Below are 16120 nucleotides of genomic sequence, written 5' to 3' on the forward strand. Positions count from 1 at the left end.
CTATAAGATGGTGCCCGGCCATGGACGAGTGGAGTCCATGGCTTTTTTGTATTTCGGCAGAGTCCGAAAGGAGAATGAAGCATGTCTGAAATTCATCAATCGATCCTCCGCGAGCTGCGTGGCATTGAGGCGGAGGAGAATGTACGCATTCTGTATGCCTGTGAGTCGGGCAGCCGAGCTTGGGGGTTTCCGTCCAAGGACAGTGATTATGACGTCCGCTTTCTGTATTTGCGCCGCCCCGAGGCATATCTCTCGATTTTTGAGCAGCGGGATGTGATTGAACGGCCGATCAGCGAGTTGCTTGATATTAACGGCTGGGATCTGAAGAAAGGGCTGACCCTCTTCCGCAAATCCAATCCGCCGCTGCTGGAATGGCTGCAATCCCCCATCCGGTATGAGCAAAATTACACGGGGGCGGACAGTATCCGCAAGCTATCACCGCTCAGCTTCTCGCCCAAATCCTGTATCTATCATTATCTGAACATGGCCCGGGGGAATTACCGGACCTATCTGCAAGGCAGCGAGGTCAAGATTAAGAAATATTTCTACGTTCTCCGTCCGCTGCTCGCATGTGCCTGGATCGAGAAATACCAGGTACCGCCACTGGATTTCAATGTGCTGGCCCTGGATCTGATTCCGGAAGGAACCGAGCTTAGAGAGGCTGTACTGGAGCTTCTACGCCGTAAAATGTCCGGCGAAGAGCTGGATCTGGAGCCGCGTCTGGAAGTCATTAACGTTTATCTGGAGCAGCAGATCGCGCATTTCGAGCTTGCGGCTTCGCAATTTGGAAGCGGGGGCGGTGTAGCGGATGCAGCCCTGGATGAACTGTTCCGGGCCGCGCTGCTGGAAGTATGGGGAGAAGACAGCCGCTGGACTTCTAGCGGGGGAAATCAAAGCGAAACCTAAGGAGAGATCAACCTTATGCATTTAATCATCAAGGCGACAGGAACAGGAGCAGGAATGCTCTCTCATCTGCTCGCTAAAAAGAGCCGCTGGAGCGGATTCATGAATGTGTGCTTGCTGCTTTGGCACTGGAATCTGAGCCGGTGGATCCGCGGTTGTAAGCTATAGGGACGGAGTCCCATACGAAATTGATTATACGAAAGTGATTATAAGAGGTGCAATTTATGTTAAACCACAGCGCTGAGGTTTCGCTCAGCAAATTTATGACCAAGCTGCTTCGGCATACTCCGCAGCAGTATGGGCTGATACTTGATCCGGAGGATGGTTCCTGTCTGCTGGAGGAACTGCTCGCAGTGATAAACGCAGCCCCGAAGTGGTCTCATATTACAGAAGAAGATATCCGCCAAACGGTCACGAACAGTGAGAAGCAGCGGTTCGCCATTGAGGGGGAGCGGATCAAAGCGAGATACGGACACAGCCACACCAAAGTTGCCTATGAACCGGGAACACCGCCGTCCGTACTCTATCATGGCACTCACCAGAATGCGCTGCCGGCGATTGTAAAAGAGGGGCTGCAGCCGATGGGCAGGCAATACGTGCATTTATCGGAGGGGCTGCATTTCGCAACTCTGGCCGGAAGCCGCAGGGGAAAGCTTGTTTTACTCTCCGTGGATACGGTTAAGGCTGTAGAGTCTGGTGTAACCTTCTATTATGCCGGAAATGAGGTATGGCTGGCTGAGCCGGTTCCGCCTGCCTGCATAGCGCCATTAAGTGCACCGGAAGAATAATAGCACCAAATCTCCAGTACAGGAGGAATGTGATATGGAAGAGGTGACGGATCACCTGGATCACGGATTGCAGATCGTCTTCATTGGATTCAATCCAAGTCTCCGCTCGGGCGAGCTGGGGCATCATTATGCGAATCCGCGCAATAATTTCTGGCGGATTCTTGAGCAGTCAGGGCTGACGCCGCGCCTCTATGATGCCTCGGAGGACGGTGAACTGCTGAAGCTCGGCTACGGCTTTACGAATATTGTAGCCCGCCCGACCCGCGGGGCCGAGGATATTACCCGCGAGGAGTATACCGAGGGGCGGGAATTGCTTCGTGCCAAGCTGAAGCTCTACCGGCCGGAGGTAGCCTGCTTTGTAGGCAAGGGCGTGTACACTGAATTCAGCCGTAAACCAAAAGCAGATTGGGGATTTCAGGAGCATATAGAACCGGTAGTGGATGGCGTGCGCGAGTTCGTCGCCCCGTCGTCGAGCGGACTCGTCCGGATGCCGATGCCGGAGATTGTGGCTATTTACCGGAGACTATATGATTTCACCCATAAGGATGACTGAATTAGAGTTTGTCTGACAGCACACGGGGAGTGAGGATGGATGGAATCGGAGGGTGGACGGTAGGAAGGATGATAGGTGGCGATATATCCCAAAAGTAAGTGTTTTAGGATAACTGTATTCTATACAACTAAAAAAGAGGATTTTGGCATGCTGTAGGCGTTAACTGTATTCCGTACAGCTATAAATGAGGATATGCGTCTATAACGGCCTTTCTTGCGATTATAATTGCAGGAAGTGCAACTAAACCGTGACAAGAGATGATTTCTGCCTATTTAGTTGTACGAAGTACAATTATGGGTCCAGAGTCTAAGCTGAACCCCGTGAGCAGCAGTCAGCACCAACCCGGAAAGCAGCCGCAGTAATCAGTGCCAACTGGCCCGCCGCCGCGGGGGCAACGCAGCGCAATAAAAAAACACCCTGTAGGTTAAGGGTGTTTCAGACTGTAGACGAATAGGGTTTTGAAACGAATTATTTCTGTTTCAAAACCCTATTTTCTTTGTCAAATTTGTTGTGAATCTGTTTTAAAATCACACTACATTCCCTCCATTCGTGTATTGGTTATTTAATCAATTATTTTGACAATGTTGAAATAGAAACAAAAAATACTATATTATATTGTTAATGCACTGAGCGGGTAGGAGGACAGACCGTGAACAAAGAAGAACAGGTCATAATGGGCTTCAGGGACGTATATAACAAGATGGTTTGGCTTAATAAGGATAAGATGGAGGACAGTCTTAAGGGTTACAAGTCTTCTGAAGTACATTGCATCGAATACATTGAAAAAAACGTAGATTCCAACGTAACAAAACTTGCGGAGTCCTTTTATATGACCCGCGGTGCCATAAGTAAAATGACTAAGAAGCTCATAAAAAAAGGCCTTATCGAAAGCTACCAGAAGCAGGATAACAAGAAGGAAATCTATTTTAGGCTTACTGAGCAAGGGAAAGTAATTTATAAAATCCATGAGGACCTGCACAAAGAGTTTCAAGAGCGGGATAAAGCCGTATTTGAGCAGGTAACCGAGGAACAATTCGACAGCATGCTTAGCTTCGTGGAAAAGTATAGTAGGCATTTGGATGCAGAAATAAAAAAACTGGGTATAGATTTTAAGTCGGAATAACTTTGAATAATGAAAATGAAACCACAGGCAGCCGGGCTCTATTGAGAAAGGGCTGCCTTTTTTTGCCGTTTAATTTGTTGACAAGGAAACAAAATGGAGATATTATTTTGTTGACAAGGAAACGAAATAACAGCTTTTGAGGAGAGAATTTAAATGTCCATATTTAGATCACACAATGAACAGAACACAGAACAAACCGTAGATAAACACGCTTTAATATTCGGTCTTATCTCTGTGTTTCTTTGCGGAATAGGCTTCAGTATCATAATGCCTGTCGTCCCATTCTTAGTGCAGCCTTATACAAGCAATCCGGGAGAGCAAGCTATAGTTGTTACGCTGCTGACCTCTGTTTATGCCCTCTGCGTGTTTTTTGCGGCCCCCGTACTTGGGGCTTTGAGCGACAAATATGGCCGTCGTCCATTGCTCTTAGTATGCCTTTTGGGTTCCGCAATCGGGTACTTAATTTTTGGCATAGGCGGAGCTCTATGGGTACTATTTGCCGGGCGCATAATAGAAGGTATAACAGGCGGGAGCATAAGCACGATCTTCGCATATTTTGCAGACATCATTCCTCCAGAGCAGAGAACCAAATACTTTGGATGGGTGAGTGCGGTTGTAGGCGTAGGCACTGTTATTGGCCCAACTCTAGGCGGATTACTTGCCAAGTTTGGTTATGCTGTACCCATGTATTTTGGAGCAATAATAACTTTATTGAATGTTGTTTATGGATTCTTTTTTATGCCTGAGAGCCTTGGCAAGAATAATAGACTGAAAGAGATTACCTTTGTTAGACTGAATCCATTTACACAGCTTGCTAACCTGCTTTCCACAAAAACCTTAAAAAGGCTACTTGTCTCGGCGTTTTTACTTTGGATACCCAACGGATCTTTACAGGCGGTTTTATCCCAATTTACAATGGATACTTTCAGTTGGAAGCCTGCACTAATCGGTCTTGTGTTTTCAATTATGGGCGCCCAAGACATCATTTCACAAGGTTTCATAATGCCAAAGCTTTTGACAAAACTTAGTGATAAACAGATAGCAGTTCTTGGAATGATTTCAGAGATTATAGGCTACAGTCTTATTGCGCTATCTGCTTTGTTCTCATTCTATCCTCTTTTTATCGCTGGCATGTTTATATTTGGTTTTGGTGATTCGATCTTTGGGCCTTCATTTAATGGGATGCTCTCCAAGTCTGCCGATTCTAGTGAACAAGGAAGGATTCAAGGGGGGAGCCAATCTATTCAGGCTTTAGCAAGAATGATTGGGCCTGTCATTGGAGGTCAAATCTATGTATCACTTGGGTCTGCCGCACCCGCTTTTATGGGTATGATCCTTATAGCAGTGGCAATACCAGTTTTATATAAGAGAACGCAGGTAAGTATGTAAAAACATATAGTAATAGGGTTTCAGAACTCAGGGACAAGTTCTGAAACCCTATTGGTCTACAGTCTGAAACACCCTGCATGTTAAGGGTGGTTTTCTTATTTCTGCGCTCGTACAAGCCCGGCAGTTTGAGTATACGCCGTCTGTTAAGTCTCGATCAGCAACAGGATGATCGAGGACAGCGACAGGCACACGCTGACCAGATAAAGCACGGCAACAACCTGCTTCTGGTTAAGACCGGCCTTGAGCAGGCGGTAATGCACCTGGGTGGCGTCGGCCTGATAGATCGATTTGCCTTGGATGAAGCGTTTGACGACGACAAAGATATTATCGAAAATCGGCACGCCAAGCGCTAATATCGGGATGAATAACGACAGCACCGTTGCCTGCTTGAACGCGCCGTCCAGTGCGATCACGGCCAGAATGAAGCCGAGGAAGGTGGCGCCTGCGTCACCCATGAAGATTTTGGCTGGTGCCTTGTTGTAGCGCAGATAGGCAAGTGTAACTCCGACGAGAGCAATAGCCATAATTGCGGAAGTAGATTGCCCCTTGGTCACAGCGACAATAAACAGGGTGACTGCCGAAATGGCCGTGAGTCCCCCGGCTAATCCGTCCATGCCGTCAGAGAAGTTAATGACAGTAGTTACGCCGAAGATCCAGATGATCGTCAGCACGAACTGCAGAATAACCGGCAGGGAGATGTAATCCCCGGAGAACGGATTAATGAACCCGGTAAAGGCATTACCGGAGAGAAAAACAAGGATTGCCGCTGCAATCTGTACGATAAACTTGGGCAGTGCCGGGAAGTCCTTGCCCTTGGTTTTGTACCAGTCATCAATGGTGCCTATAGTCAGCAGCAGCACACCGCCGATGAACAGGGCTAGTGTCTCCAGTGAGAAGTCACGGGCAAACAGCAGATATGTAATGAAAAATCCGATAAATATGGCATAGCTGGCTGTCAGAGGGATGGGCTCCCTATGTATTTTGCGTTCGACATCCTGACGGGGCTTGTCCACAAAATCAAGCCGGAAAGCCAGTTTGCTAAGCGGAGGAATCAGCCAATAGACGATGAAAAATGACACCAGAAACGATAAAACGTATAAAATGACAATCACCACCGTTGATTTTTTTAAGCAGGTCTGTCTAAATTATATCGCAGAAGCAGAACGTTTGTCGACGAAACATAAAACTGGAGGAGAATTATGAAATACGAGGTTATTTTATTTGATGCCGATGATACGCTGTTTGACTATGGAATGGCGGAAGGACAGGCTTTTCTAAATGTGTTTGCCCATTTCGGGCTGCCGACGGGGGCGGAGGAATATGCGGCCAGCTACCGCGAGATCAATCAGGCGCTGTGGAAGGATCTGGAGCAGGGGCGGATTACCTCGGCGGCGCTCAGGGTGGAACGGTTCAACCGGTTGTTTGCGCGCCACAAGCTCGAATACAGTCCGGAGGCCTTCAGCGAAGTCTACTTGCGCTTTTTGGGTGAGGGGACCTATTTGATTCAGGGGGCGGTGGAACTGTGCGGCGGGCTCACCGGCTGCAGGCTTGCGATTATCACGAATGGAATCAAAGATGTGCAGTTGTCCAGAATTCAAGGCTCGCCACTCTGCAATACGTTTGAGCAGATTATTATTTCCGAGGAGGCAGGCTCGCAGAAGCCGGAGCCCGGGATTTTCGATTATGCTTTTGCCAAGCTTGGGATTACGGATAAGGGAAAAGTATTGATTGTGGGCGATTCTTTGACATCGGATATTCAGGGCGGGATGAATTACGGGATCGACACCTGCTGGTTCAATCCGTTGGAAAAAGCCAATGAAGCGGGGATTAAGCCTACATATGAAATCCGGGATCTGTCCGAGCTTCTTGGAATTATCGCCTGAAGTTGGAGGGTTAACAGGTTGAAAAGCTCTCCCGGTGTTAAATAGTATTAAGGCGCAAAATTCAATTCCACATCATTCTAATATACGGGAGAGGTTTGCTATGAATAAAAAATGGCTGATTGCCACAATTGTAGCCGGCTTGGCCGTAACCGGTTCTGCTGGCGTATACGCAGGAAGTAAATTGCAGCAGATCAAGGCTTACTTGAATCATGGACTCGGTATTGTTGTAGACGGAACTCCCTACTGGCTGAAGGATGCCAACGGCAAAACCTTGGCTCCGATCACCTATGAGGGGACGACGTATTTGCCGATCCGCTCCATCGCAGATGCCCTGGACGTGCCAGTTGCCTATGATGCGGTTAATTCCAAAGTGAGAATCGGCAGCGGGGCCGAAACTGGAGCAGCGTCAGGAAGCTCTGGAAGCACCGGAGGTACTGCGGGTTCCGGGAACTACGGCAGCGGCACAAGTACTCCGGCGGCGGGTGTGAAGCGGCCTGCTAATCTGCCGAAGGATTTTCCGATTCCGGCAGATGCCGTGGTTGCAACAACTTTGGATACGGATTCGGGCGGAGTCATGAAGGCCTCCTTTACTTATATGACCCAGGAGACATTGGGTACGATGGGGTTCGTGTATAGTGAATATGCCCGGATTAAACGGTCGGAGAATACATCAGAGACGGTAACTGCAACAACTGTGAAGATTACCGGCAAACTGGGCGGAATCAGCCCGGTCTCCATCTCAGGCCGAGCTTCGACAGCACAGCCCGGCTATAACGTTTTCACCGTTACCTGGTCGGAAATTTAAATATCGTGCTGTAGAATTCAGTATTATGAACAAAGCCGCATTCACAGAGAATGCGGCTTTGTTATATAAGAGGCGTGCCTCAGTATTTAAAAACTAACAGACAGCCGGATTAAGACTGCTGGCGGGTATCAAGCGGCTTCAGATGAGCTTCAATCTGTGCGCGCTTCGATTCCAGAAACGGCGGCAGGGCAAGCGATTCTCCCAGGTGCTCAAGCGGTTCGTCCGTGGCAAAGCCCGGACCGTCCGTAGCCAGCTCGAACAATATGCCATTAGGCTCGCGGAAGTAGAGGGAGCGGAAGTAGAAGCGGTCAACGAACCCGGAATTGGGCAGCTGTACTGTGCGGATGCGCTCGATCCATTGCTTTAATTCCTCTTCGTTGTCCACGCGGAAGGCCACATGGTGTACACCGCCCCGTCCGAGATGTTCCTGGGGAAGGTCATTGCGTTCCTCCAAATGCACCTCTGTGCCGGAACCGCCTTCTCCGGTTTCATATACAATGATGTCCGGCTGCCCGGCTGCGGGCGAAGGATAGCTGCCTTTGCGGCGGAAGCCAAGCAGATCCTCCAAGACTAATGCGGTGTGTTCCGCTGTTTCAACGGTTAAATGTGCGGGGCCCAGACCGACAATGGCATGCTCTGCCGGAACAGGACTCTTATCCCAGGGCTTGCCGCCGGGCACGCCCTGGTTGTTCTCATCCGAGACCAGATTGAAACGCTGTCCCTCAGGATCACGGAAGGCCAATGTCTTGCGGCCGCCCCGCTCAGTGATTTCATCATGCTCTACGCTGAACTTGGTTAAACGCTGTTTCCAATAATCAAGCGCCTTATCATCCGGCACACGCAGTGAAAGGGCAGAGATGCTGTTATTGCCGTCGCGGTTGCGTCCAGCATTCGGAAGCTCGAAGAAAGTCAATTCTGTCCCCGGATTGCCCAGCTCATCCCCGTAGAACAAATGATACACGGAGATGTCATCTTGGTTTACGGTCTTTTTAATCAGGCGCAGACCAAGCACTTCGGTGTAAAATTTGAAATTTTCCGGTGCTTTCTTTGTAATCGCGGATACGTGGTGAAGTCCTTTTAATGTTAAACTCATGGTATATTACCTCCTGTTAGTTGACTAAGCATGTATTGGAATCGTTCGGTTCATATGGAAATCGGATAGAACACAACGGCGAGTATACAGATTTGAACTGTTGTGAATATTATTAAGTTACTATAATTTTATCAGTTAATAACCTAATTTGCAATAGAGGATTTATGATCTGTACAATTTCGTGAAGGAGAGAAGCAAAAATGCACACCAAAACAGGCTTGTTTGAACAGTTGAAGGCACTTGAAATCAACCCGTCGGGGACACTGCTCGTTCATTCTTCGTTAAAAAGCATCGGTGAGGTGCAGGGAGGTGCAGACACGGTACTGGATGTGCTCAGTGAGTATATGAAGGACGGGCTGCTTGTGCTGCCGACACACACCTGGTCGTATATTAATGCCACTAATCCGCGATTTGATGTATTGAACTCCCCTGTCTGCGTCGGGATTTTGCCGGAATTGTTCCGCCGACGTCCGGGAGTGATCCGTTCCTGGCATCCGACCCATTCCGTGGCCGCCCTGGGCAAGGATGCGCAGGCGTTCATTGCCGGAGAGGAAAGCCGGGATACGCCTTGCTCACGGGATTCAGTCTATGGTAAGCTGCTCGACCGCAAAGCTGACATTATGCTGCTTGGCGTTGATTTACGGCGGAATACGTTCATCCATGGAATCGAGGAATGGGTGGATATTCCCGGCAGAATGACAGATGACCATGAGCTGCTCTACACGATTACGCCCGAAGGCGAAGAAATCGCCGTGCCTTCCCGTAGACATTGCGGACTGTCCTGGTCGCAGCATTTTTGGAAGGTGGAGCAGGTGCTTCAAGCGGGCGGTGCTTTACGCAAGGGCAGCTTTGGGGATGCCGTGGCAATGATCTGCGGCACAGTAGAAACGACTGAAATCCTAAGCCGGATGCTGGCTGTGAATCCCGATCTCTTCTCGGATAACGAACCGCTGAACGGCGAAGCAGTGCCAGAGGCGCTTCCGAAGACCAAGAGTCAGATACCTTGATGACTGCATAGTGGCTGAAAAACCTTTGTCTGTGGGCTTCAACCGCGATCTTAAGTTCAAACTATATAGCGGTTGACATCATCTGGAATAACATGGTAAGCTGGCAACAAATTTACGGGTCGGAATGGGCCAGGGGGGGTGCAGGAACAATGATGATACTAAATCGCTTTGAACAGAATGATCAAACAGGCTTCAGCGAGAGAATTCTATCCGGTGATGAGCCATCATTTGTCTCCTATAGTGACGATACGATTGTATTGCGCAGCTCCCCCTTGCTCGGCAGTATGCAGGCATAACCTGCAACTGTACACAGAGTTTTTGGGAACCCAGGCTGCGTATCTCGCAGCCTTTTTCTTTGGCCTTTTGACGGCTGGGGGAAGAGGCGGCGGAACGCAGTCTTTTTGTAGATATAAAAACTTATATGCTTCACGCTATAAATTATCCTTCTATTTCTCGCTGAAACGGATACCGTCCTTTTGTGGAAGGCAAAGCCGTTTCCACTTGTGTATGAGCTAGCTTACCCTAAATTTAAGCATTCCAGCACGGTTGAACCCATTCGTGAAAGGAGAGAGAACCATGAACGCAAAGATGAGTTGGCATGAACAATTTATAAAAAAACAGAGTCAGGAAAAGAAACAGGAGCAACCGCAACCGCTACAGCTATCGCAGCCGCAGGATCCCGCCTGCCCGCTATATGCTGTTCATCGAGATGAGCGTTATGTTTACTTGTCCGGCGGCATCTATCCTCCCGGTATCTCTCCTGCGAGGCGTAAGACAAGGGGGATTCCGATTGCAGAGCGCAGCATGGCTGCGCCGCTGCAGCTATGAGGAACAAGAGATGAGGCTGCCGGATTACGCTGGATTTTGCTGCTCCTGAAGAGGACGGCGAACCGCGTGAACCGGCAGTTTTTTATTTTGGGGTCGAAAAATAAGCTTTACGTTCAGGAGGAGAATGAAATGAATTGGAACAGCAAAACCCATGGCGGCAATCATTATGAGCTGGAGCTTCCGCACGGAGCGCTGCATGTGTTCGCCAACAAGGAAATTTACGGATCGTTTGAAGACAAAATCTTTGAGATGGCTGATAACAACCTGCGGATTCCGCGCAATAAGTATATGGGTTACACCCCCGATGCGCATGTGGGCGTAGGAACCTGCATCGGCACCACGGCAGTCTGGAATATGAAGGACGGTATGGTCTCCCCTTCAATTGTCGGCGTGGATATCGGCTGCGGGATGCGGGTACACACCACACCGCTGCTCAAGAAGGATTTGCAGGACAAAGCGGTCCGCCGCAAGCTGATTGAAGCGATTGAAAAGTATGTGCCGACGAACGAGCGCGTCAACAGCAACTATGCCGACATCGACATTATGGAGGTTGTGCGGAACGGCCTAAATGGCCTGCCCGATAAATATATTCCTTCGCCGCAGTGGATCACGCATGTGGAGGAAAGTAATTTCCGCTATGACCATGCGGCGCTGGAGCAGCTGCCGCCCAAAATCCGCAAGAATGCCCACGGACAGCTTGGCACACTGGGCAGCGGCAACCACTTTTGTGAGATTCAATATCTGGAGATTGCTGAGGAGCATAAGGAGCTGGCGGCGAAGTGGGGGCTGTTTGACGGCGGGGTTGTCGTGATGATTCATTCTGGCTCCCGGGCCTGGGGCGCAACGGTGGGCCGGGAGCATACGAAAACCATTAAGGAAGCGATGCATCTGTGGGGCGTAAGTAATCCTGATCCGAACCTGAATTACGCGCCGATCAGCAGCCGGGAAGGGCAGGCCTACCTGAACCTGATGTACTCTGCGCTGAATTTTGCCGTAACCAACCGGCATATGATCGCTTTCGGGGTGCAGGAAGCTTTCCGGGAACTGTATGGGCCGCAGTTTGAAATGCCGGTGCTGTATGACCTGATGCATAACTACGCGCTGAAGGAGTTCCACCGCGGCCAGCCGATGCTGGTGCACCGTAAAGGGGCAACCCGTGCGCTGCCGCCAGGCCATTTCCTTAACACACCTGTGTATAAGGACACAGGACATCCCGCACTGATTCCCGGCTCCATGGGTACCTCCTCGTACATCATGCTCGGGCGGGAGGAAGGCTTGAAGAACTTCTACTCCATCTGCCACGGCGCGGGAAGAGTACGCTCCAGAAGAGCTACCCGGCTGGCAGTGACAGTTGATGAGTTCAGCCAGTCACTGAAGGTGGGCACGGAGGAGGAGATCATCGTCAACCACCGTTCCCTGGAAACGATTCTGGATGAATGCCCGCAAGCCTATAAGGATGTGGACCAGATCATCGACAGCATTACGGGGGCGGATTTAGCCGATGTGGTCGCGAAGTGCAAGCCGATGGCTGTAATTAAAGGAATTTAGCTTTATTAATGAGGTACTTACAAATTATAATAGATTTGGGTATTTACGATCTGCGTGCTTAGCGGGGATTTCTGATGATCCCGCAGTGCCCGCCATTGTATGGCCGGGTATACTGCAGAGCAGATCCGGGACTTATCCTCCTTCGGGGTTCGAATCCCCATCGCCTTATAAGCGACTTTGGTAAAATTTGAGCATTACACATGAGTAGACCTTTGCCGGAGATTCTCGGCCTGTCCTTCGGGCAGGTGCCGGAAGCGCTGCTATGCAGCCGGCGGATACCGGAGCCGGGAACGGGCACGGATAGAGGGCCAGGCATTGCATAACTCTTCAGGCTGCAGGCGGGCCAAGATGTTATGCCGTGAACCCTTCCTTCGAGAACTTGCCTCTCCCGCTCCTTAAGACCGGCTCCGCAGCCGCAGCCGGGAGAATCTCCTTGCCGGGGTCGACGATCAGAGGAGCCGCCTCAAGTCAGAGAATCAAGGCGGATTCGGGAGGAACTAATGTTAAATAAAATCACGATTGCTGCCGATGAACGCGGACTACTGTTCAAGAAAGGCAGCTACGACAAATATTTAGAGCCCGGTACATACTGGTTGACAGGTTTTACAGATCAGAAAATCGAAAAGTTGAAATTAAGCGAGCCGTTCAGCGTCCCCGGCAAAGCGTTGAAAGTTTTCATCCAGGACGAAGTGCTGGTGCGTGACCTGGAGATTGTGAACGTAACCGATTATGAATATGTGCTGCATTATGAGGACGAAAGATTCCGAACCTTGCTTCCTCCCGGCCAGCATGCTTTCTGGACGAAGCTGAGCACGCACCGGTTCATCCGCGCCGATAGCCGCCAGCCGGAGATTCCGGCGGAGATTGACCGCTCCATCCTGCCGTGTTTTCCATATGCAATTCAGAGCTTTGAGGTAGCCGCACATGAAATCGGCATTCTTTATTTCAATAACATGCTGCAGCGGGAGCTGCCTCCGGGCAAATATGATTTCTGGAGAGGTCCGGTGAAGGTGGCGGTAAAAACCGTTGACCTGCGCCAGCAGCAAATGGATATGACCGGTCAGGAGATGCTGACAGAGGATAAGGTTAGCCTCAGGCTCAATTTTGTCTGCCAGTATTCGATTGTGAATCCGCAGCGGACGCTGGCGATCAAATCGGTGGAGGAACAAATGTATATCAGCCTGCAGCTGGTGCTCCGTGAATACGTCGGCAGCCTGAAGCTTGATGATCTGCTGCGGATGAAGCAGGAGGTGGGGGCTTTTGTACTCTCCCGGCTGCAGGAGCAGAGTGAAGGGTATGGTGTACAGTTCCACTCCGCCGGAGTGAAGGATATTATTCTGCCGGGAGAGATCAAGGATATTCTCAATACCGTGCTGCTGGCGGAGAAGAAGGCACAGGCGAATCTGATCACCCGGCGCGAAGAAACAGCCTCCACCCGCAGTCTGCTGAACACAGCAAAGCTGATGGATGAGAACAAAACGCTATACCGTCTGAAGGAGCTTGAGTTTCTGGAGAAAATCAGTGAGCGGATCGGCAATGTCTCTTTGGTCGGCGGAGGTACGCTGGCGGAAAGGCTCGGCCAGCTGCTGATCCATGACGGTGACGGGAAGCAGTAGTACGGCGTTTTTATTCTGCATTTTCATTTCCCTGACTGCCGGATAACCTGCCAGCGGACTTTTTTCGTAGGCGGGTTATTCTTGTATAAGCATACAATTTATAAGCATAAATGGTGACCTCAAACTTAAGTTCTGCCGCACAATCTGGCTAGTCCCTATCAATGTATGGTATATTATTCTCACAAAAAACAAAGTAAGGAGATTGGAAATGGAAAAAACATTGATCTTTGGACACAAAAATCCGGATACGGATACGATTTGTTCAGCAATTGCTTATGCGGCACTGAAAAAAGAACTGGGCTGGGATGCCGAGCCGGTTCGTCTGGGAGAAGTAAGCGGCGAGACGCAATTTGCGCTCGATCAATTTGGAGTGGCAGCTCCGCGTCTGGTAGAGAATGTGGCAGGCGAAGCTAAACAGGTTATTCTGGTTGACCATAATGAACGGCAGCAAAGCGCAAATGATATTGATCAGGTGCGGGTTGTTGAGGTTATCGACCATCACCGGATCGCCAACTTTGAAACGGCTCATCCGCTGTACTACCGTGCCGAGCCGGTTGGCTGCACAGCAACAATCCTGAACAAGCTGTACAAAGAAAACGGAGTAGCGATTCCGAAGGAAATCGCCGGTCTGATGTTGTCCGCCATTATTTCCGATTCTTTGCTGTTCAAATCGCCAACCTGCACCGGAGAAGATGTGGCAGCTGCGCGTGAGCTGGCTGAAATTGCCGGTGTGGATGCAGACAGCTATGGACTTTCCATGCTTAAAGCTGGAGCAGACCTCAGCGACAAGAGCATTGCACAGCTGATTTCCCTGGATGCCAAGGAATTCAAAATGGGTGAATACAAAGTGGAAATTGCCCAGGTAAATGCGGTGGATGTGAACGATGTGCTCTCCAAGCAGGTAGAGCTGGAAGCTGCGCTGAACACGATCATTGCTGACAAAGGACTTGATCTGTTCCTGTTCGTTGTTACAGATATCCTGAACAACGATTCCGTAGGTTTGGCTTTGGGCCGCGTTGCAGGTGCTGTAGAGCAGGCTTATAATGTAAAGCTGGATGATAACAAAGCTATTCTGAAGGGTGTAGTTTCCCGCAAATCGCAAATCGTGCCAGTGCTTACGGAAACGATTGCCAAGCTGTAACAATTGCATGGAAGACTGGACGTTATCCTGTTCCTAATCATATGATTTCAGAGAAACCGGCTGTGCCATCCTTAACAGGACGGGCCAGCCGGTTTTTTTGGCAATGCACATCTGCCGCCGTTTGGATCTACCAAATGTTCGGCTATACTGTTTTCTAATATTATGCAACTAATTGCCTTCTGAAGGGTATAAACAGCATAGTCACAGAGAGGGGGAGTAAGAATGGGGAAGATGAAAAAGAAGGTTTTGGCAGCCGTTTGTATAACGATGATTTCAGGCGGAACCATGCTTTATGCCGCGCCCGGCAAACCGGATATAGCGGTCTATTTGAACAATGTGCTGCAAAAACAAGCAGGATTATCAGTTGATGGAGAGACCTATCTGCCGGCCCAGCAGCTGGTTGGGGGGCTGCAGGCGCTTATGTTCTGGGACGAATCCGCCAAGGCCGTCCGTGTCTATAAGCCGAATGTTAACATAGCGTTGCTTGATGATCAGGGGAAGATCTTTGGAAAGGTCAGAAGCGGTGTCAGCAATAAATTTTCGGTCTTGGTGCAGGTGGACAGCCTGAAGACGGATATATCGGATTTGAAAATAATCATCAGCGATCCGGAGGGCAAAACAGAAAATATTGATGCCGCGTCGGTCAAGGACAAGAAGGACAGCTTCTGGTTCAAATCCGCTGAGTTCTCCAGCACCTTTAGTGCAAAGGGAAACTATAAGATCCAGGTGTATCTGAAGGATACTACTTCCAAGGAATGGGCGGTTGTTTCTGAAATCCAAATCTCTACAATCTAAACGAAACGTACGGATATCAAGAAATTTCCGGTTCCGCGAACGGCCAAGCTCTCCCGAGATCGTATTGCGATGCCGGCAGGGCTTTCTCTTTGCCAAAATTGGGGATGGGCTCTATACTAAGCTTACATGAATGTGCCGAAAGGAGCGGGAATAATGACAAAAACGCGAAACAGCGGAGCTCTTCAATATAAATCGTTTGGACTGGTATTGCAGGCGCTTGTGATCCTGGCGAAAAAGGGCGACACCTGTTCAAGCTGCGAGATCGCCGAGCTTCTCTCGTCGGAGGCAACGCTGTTGAGACGCACGATGGCGAAGCTGACCAGAGAGCATATCCTGGTGACCCGGGAAGGCAGGGATGGCGGATATTTGCTGAACCGTGCCCCGGAGGAGCTGACGCTCGCGGAAATATACCTGGCGCTGGAAGTGGGGGAATCCCGCAATAAAGCGGTAAAAGATACGATGTGCATCAATGCTTTTGGAGAGCAGATGAAGGCGGCCTGCGGAGATGTTTTGGAGGAAATGGATCGCAGTGTGCTTGGCGTGCTGGAGCAGTACACGCTTGCCGATATGGTGCGCAAAGCAGGTTGTTGACAGGATTCATTTATTTGAATTATACTGTGCATATTAAAATACAGTTAAACGCATCAT

At 49.8% G+C, this 16120-nt stretch carries 18 protein-coding genes and 1 pseudogene; 17 read left to right on the forward strand and 2 right to left on the reverse strand.

Annotation, left to right across the window (positions count from 1 at the left end; genetic code table 11):
- The first annotated feature begins 81 nt into the window (after window positions 1-81).
- The 6 genes and pseudogenes from H70357_RS04915 to H70357_RS04935 all read left to right on the forward strand — a co-directional run bounded on the left by H70357_RS04915 (window position 82) and on the right by H70357_RS04935 (window position 4756).
- Window positions 82-906 (forward strand): nucleotidyltransferase domain-containing protein, encoded by an 825-nt coding sequence (locus H70357_RS04915; protein ID WP_038586405.1) that lies wholly within the window; start codon window positions 82-84, stop codon window positions 904-906.
- A gap of 77 nt (window positions 907-983) precedes the next feature.
- Window positions 984-1064, forward strand: a pseudogene (locus tag H70357_RS37025) (metallophosphoesterase); the annotation flags it as partial.
- Between the two features lie 63 nt (window positions 1065-1127).
- Complete coding sequence (locus H70357_RS04920) at window positions 1128-1691, forward strand: RNA 2'-phosphotransferase (RefSeq protein WP_038586408.1); 564 nt, start codon at window positions 1128-1130, stop codon at window positions 1689-1691.
- Window positions 1692-1725: 34 nt separating this feature from the next.
- A complete protein-coding gene (locus H70357_RS04925) occupies window positions 1726-2244 on the forward strand; it encodes a mismatch-specific DNA-glycosylase (protein ID WP_038586411.1) in 519 nt (172 codons plus the stop codon).
- A gap of 649 nt (window positions 2245-2893) precedes the next feature.
- Window positions 2894-3367 carry a MarR family transcriptional regulator gene (locus H70357_RS04930; protein WP_038586414.1) on the forward strand — a complete coding sequence of 158 codons (474 nt, stop codon included), beginning with the start codon at window positions 2894-2896 and terminating at the stop codon, window positions 3365-3367.
- Between the two features lie 153 nt (window positions 3368-3520).
- Window positions 3521-4756, forward strand: a complete 1236-nt coding sequence (locus tag H70357_RS04935) for an MFS transporter (RefSeq protein ID WP_038586418.1) — start codon at window positions 3521-3523, stop codon at window positions 4754-4756.
- A 143-nt stretch (window positions 4757-4899) separates the two neighbouring features.
- On the opposite strand, the gene H70357_RS04940 is transcribed toward H70357_RS04935, so the two are convergent.
- On the reverse strand, window positions 4900-5859 hold the full coding sequence (locus H70357_RS04940; protein ID WP_179091714.1) for an MraY family glycosyltransferase: 960 nt from the start codon (window positions 5857-5859) through the stop codon (window positions 4900-4902).
- A gap of 96 nt (window positions 5860-5955) precedes the next feature.
- On the opposite strand from H70357_RS04940, the gene H70357_RS04945 reads away from it, so the two are divergent.
- Window positions 5956-6639 carry a YjjG family noncanonical pyrimidine nucleotidase gene (locus tag H70357_RS04945; protein ID WP_038586420.1) on the forward strand — a complete coding sequence of 228 codons (684 nt, stop codon included), beginning with the start codon at window positions 5956-5958 and terminating at the stop codon, window positions 6637-6639.
- A 100-nt stretch (window positions 6640-6739) separates the two neighbouring features.
- Window positions 6740-7444 (forward strand): stalk domain-containing protein, encoded by a 705-nt coding sequence (locus H70357_RS34180; RefSeq protein WP_052091832.1) that lies wholly within the window; start codon window positions 6740-6742, stop codon window positions 7442-7444.
- A gap of 109 nt (window positions 7445-7553) precedes the next feature.
- Here the strand turns inward: H70357_RS34180 and H70357_RS04955 are convergent, their stop codons facing one another.
- Window positions 7554-8537, reverse strand: a complete 984-nt coding sequence (locus tag H70357_RS04955) for a ring-cleaving dioxygenase (protein WP_038586424.1) — start codon at window positions 8535-8537, stop codon at window positions 7554-7556.
- A 200-nt stretch (window positions 8538-8737) separates the two neighbouring features.
- On the opposite strand from H70357_RS04955, the gene H70357_RS04960 reads away from it, so the two are divergent.
- The 9 genes from H70357_RS04960 to H70357_RS04990 all read left to right on the forward strand — a co-directional run bounded on the left by H70357_RS04960 (window position 8738) and on the right by H70357_RS04990 (window position 16063).
- On the forward strand, window positions 8738-9544 hold the full coding sequence (locus H70357_RS04960) for an AAC(3) family N-acetyltransferase (RefSeq protein WP_038586426.1): 807 nt from the start codon (window positions 8738-8740) through the stop codon (window positions 9542-9544).
- 149 nt (window positions 9545-9693) lie between these two features.
- Complete coding sequence (locus H70357_RS35675) at window positions 9694-9840, forward strand: hypothetical protein (RefSeq protein WP_156130815.1); 147 nt, start codon at window positions 9694-9696, stop codon at window positions 9838-9840.
- 280 nt (window positions 9841-10120) lie between these two features.
- Complete coding sequence (locus H70357_RS04965) at window positions 10121-10372, forward strand: hypothetical protein (RefSeq protein WP_038586429.1); 252 nt, start codon at window positions 10121-10123, stop codon at window positions 10370-10372.
- A 129-nt stretch (window positions 10373-10501) separates the two neighbouring features.
- The gene (locus H70357_RS04970; protein ID WP_038586431.1) at window positions 10502-11920 is read left to right on the forward strand and encodes an RtcB family protein; all 1419 of its coding nucleotides are present in this window, start codon (window positions 10502-10504) and stop codon (window positions 11918-11920) included.
- Window positions 11921-12120: 200 nt separating this feature from the next.
- Window positions 12121-12243: a hypothetical protein gene (locus H70357_RS36860; protein WP_269322465.1), complete on the forward strand. Its 123-nt coding sequence runs from the start codon at window positions 12121-12123 to the stop codon at window positions 12241-12243.
- A 177-nt stretch (window positions 12244-12420) separates the two neighbouring features.
- Window positions 12421-13536 carry a slipin family protein gene (locus tag H70357_RS04975; RefSeq protein ID WP_038586435.1) on the forward strand — a complete coding sequence of 372 codons (1116 nt, stop codon included), beginning with the start codon at window positions 12421-12423 and terminating at the stop codon, window positions 13534-13536.
- 208 nt (window positions 13537-13744) lie between these two features.
- Complete coding sequence (locus H70357_RS04980) at window positions 13745-14677, forward strand: manganese-dependent inorganic pyrophosphatase (RefSeq protein ID WP_038586438.1); 933 nt, start codon at window positions 13745-13747, stop codon at window positions 14675-14677.
- 222 nt (window positions 14678-14899) lie between these two features.
- Entirely contained in the window at window positions 14900-15472 is a 573-nt protein-coding gene (locus H70357_RS04985) for a hypothetical protein (protein ID WP_081965693.1), read from the forward strand.
- 153 nt (window positions 15473-15625) lie between these two features.
- Window positions 15626-16063: an RrF2 family transcriptional regulator gene (locus tag H70357_RS04990; RefSeq protein ID WP_038586441.1), complete on the forward strand. Its 438-nt coding sequence runs from the start codon at window positions 15626-15628 to the stop codon at window positions 16061-16063.
- The last annotated feature ends 57 nt before the right edge of the window (window positions 16064-16120 follow it).

This window comes from Paenibacillus sp. FSL H7-0357 (assembly GCF_000758525.1).
In the GTDB taxonomy this organism is placed as follows: domain Bacteria; phylum Bacillota; class Bacilli; order Paenibacillales; family Paenibacillaceae; genus Paenibacillus_AQ.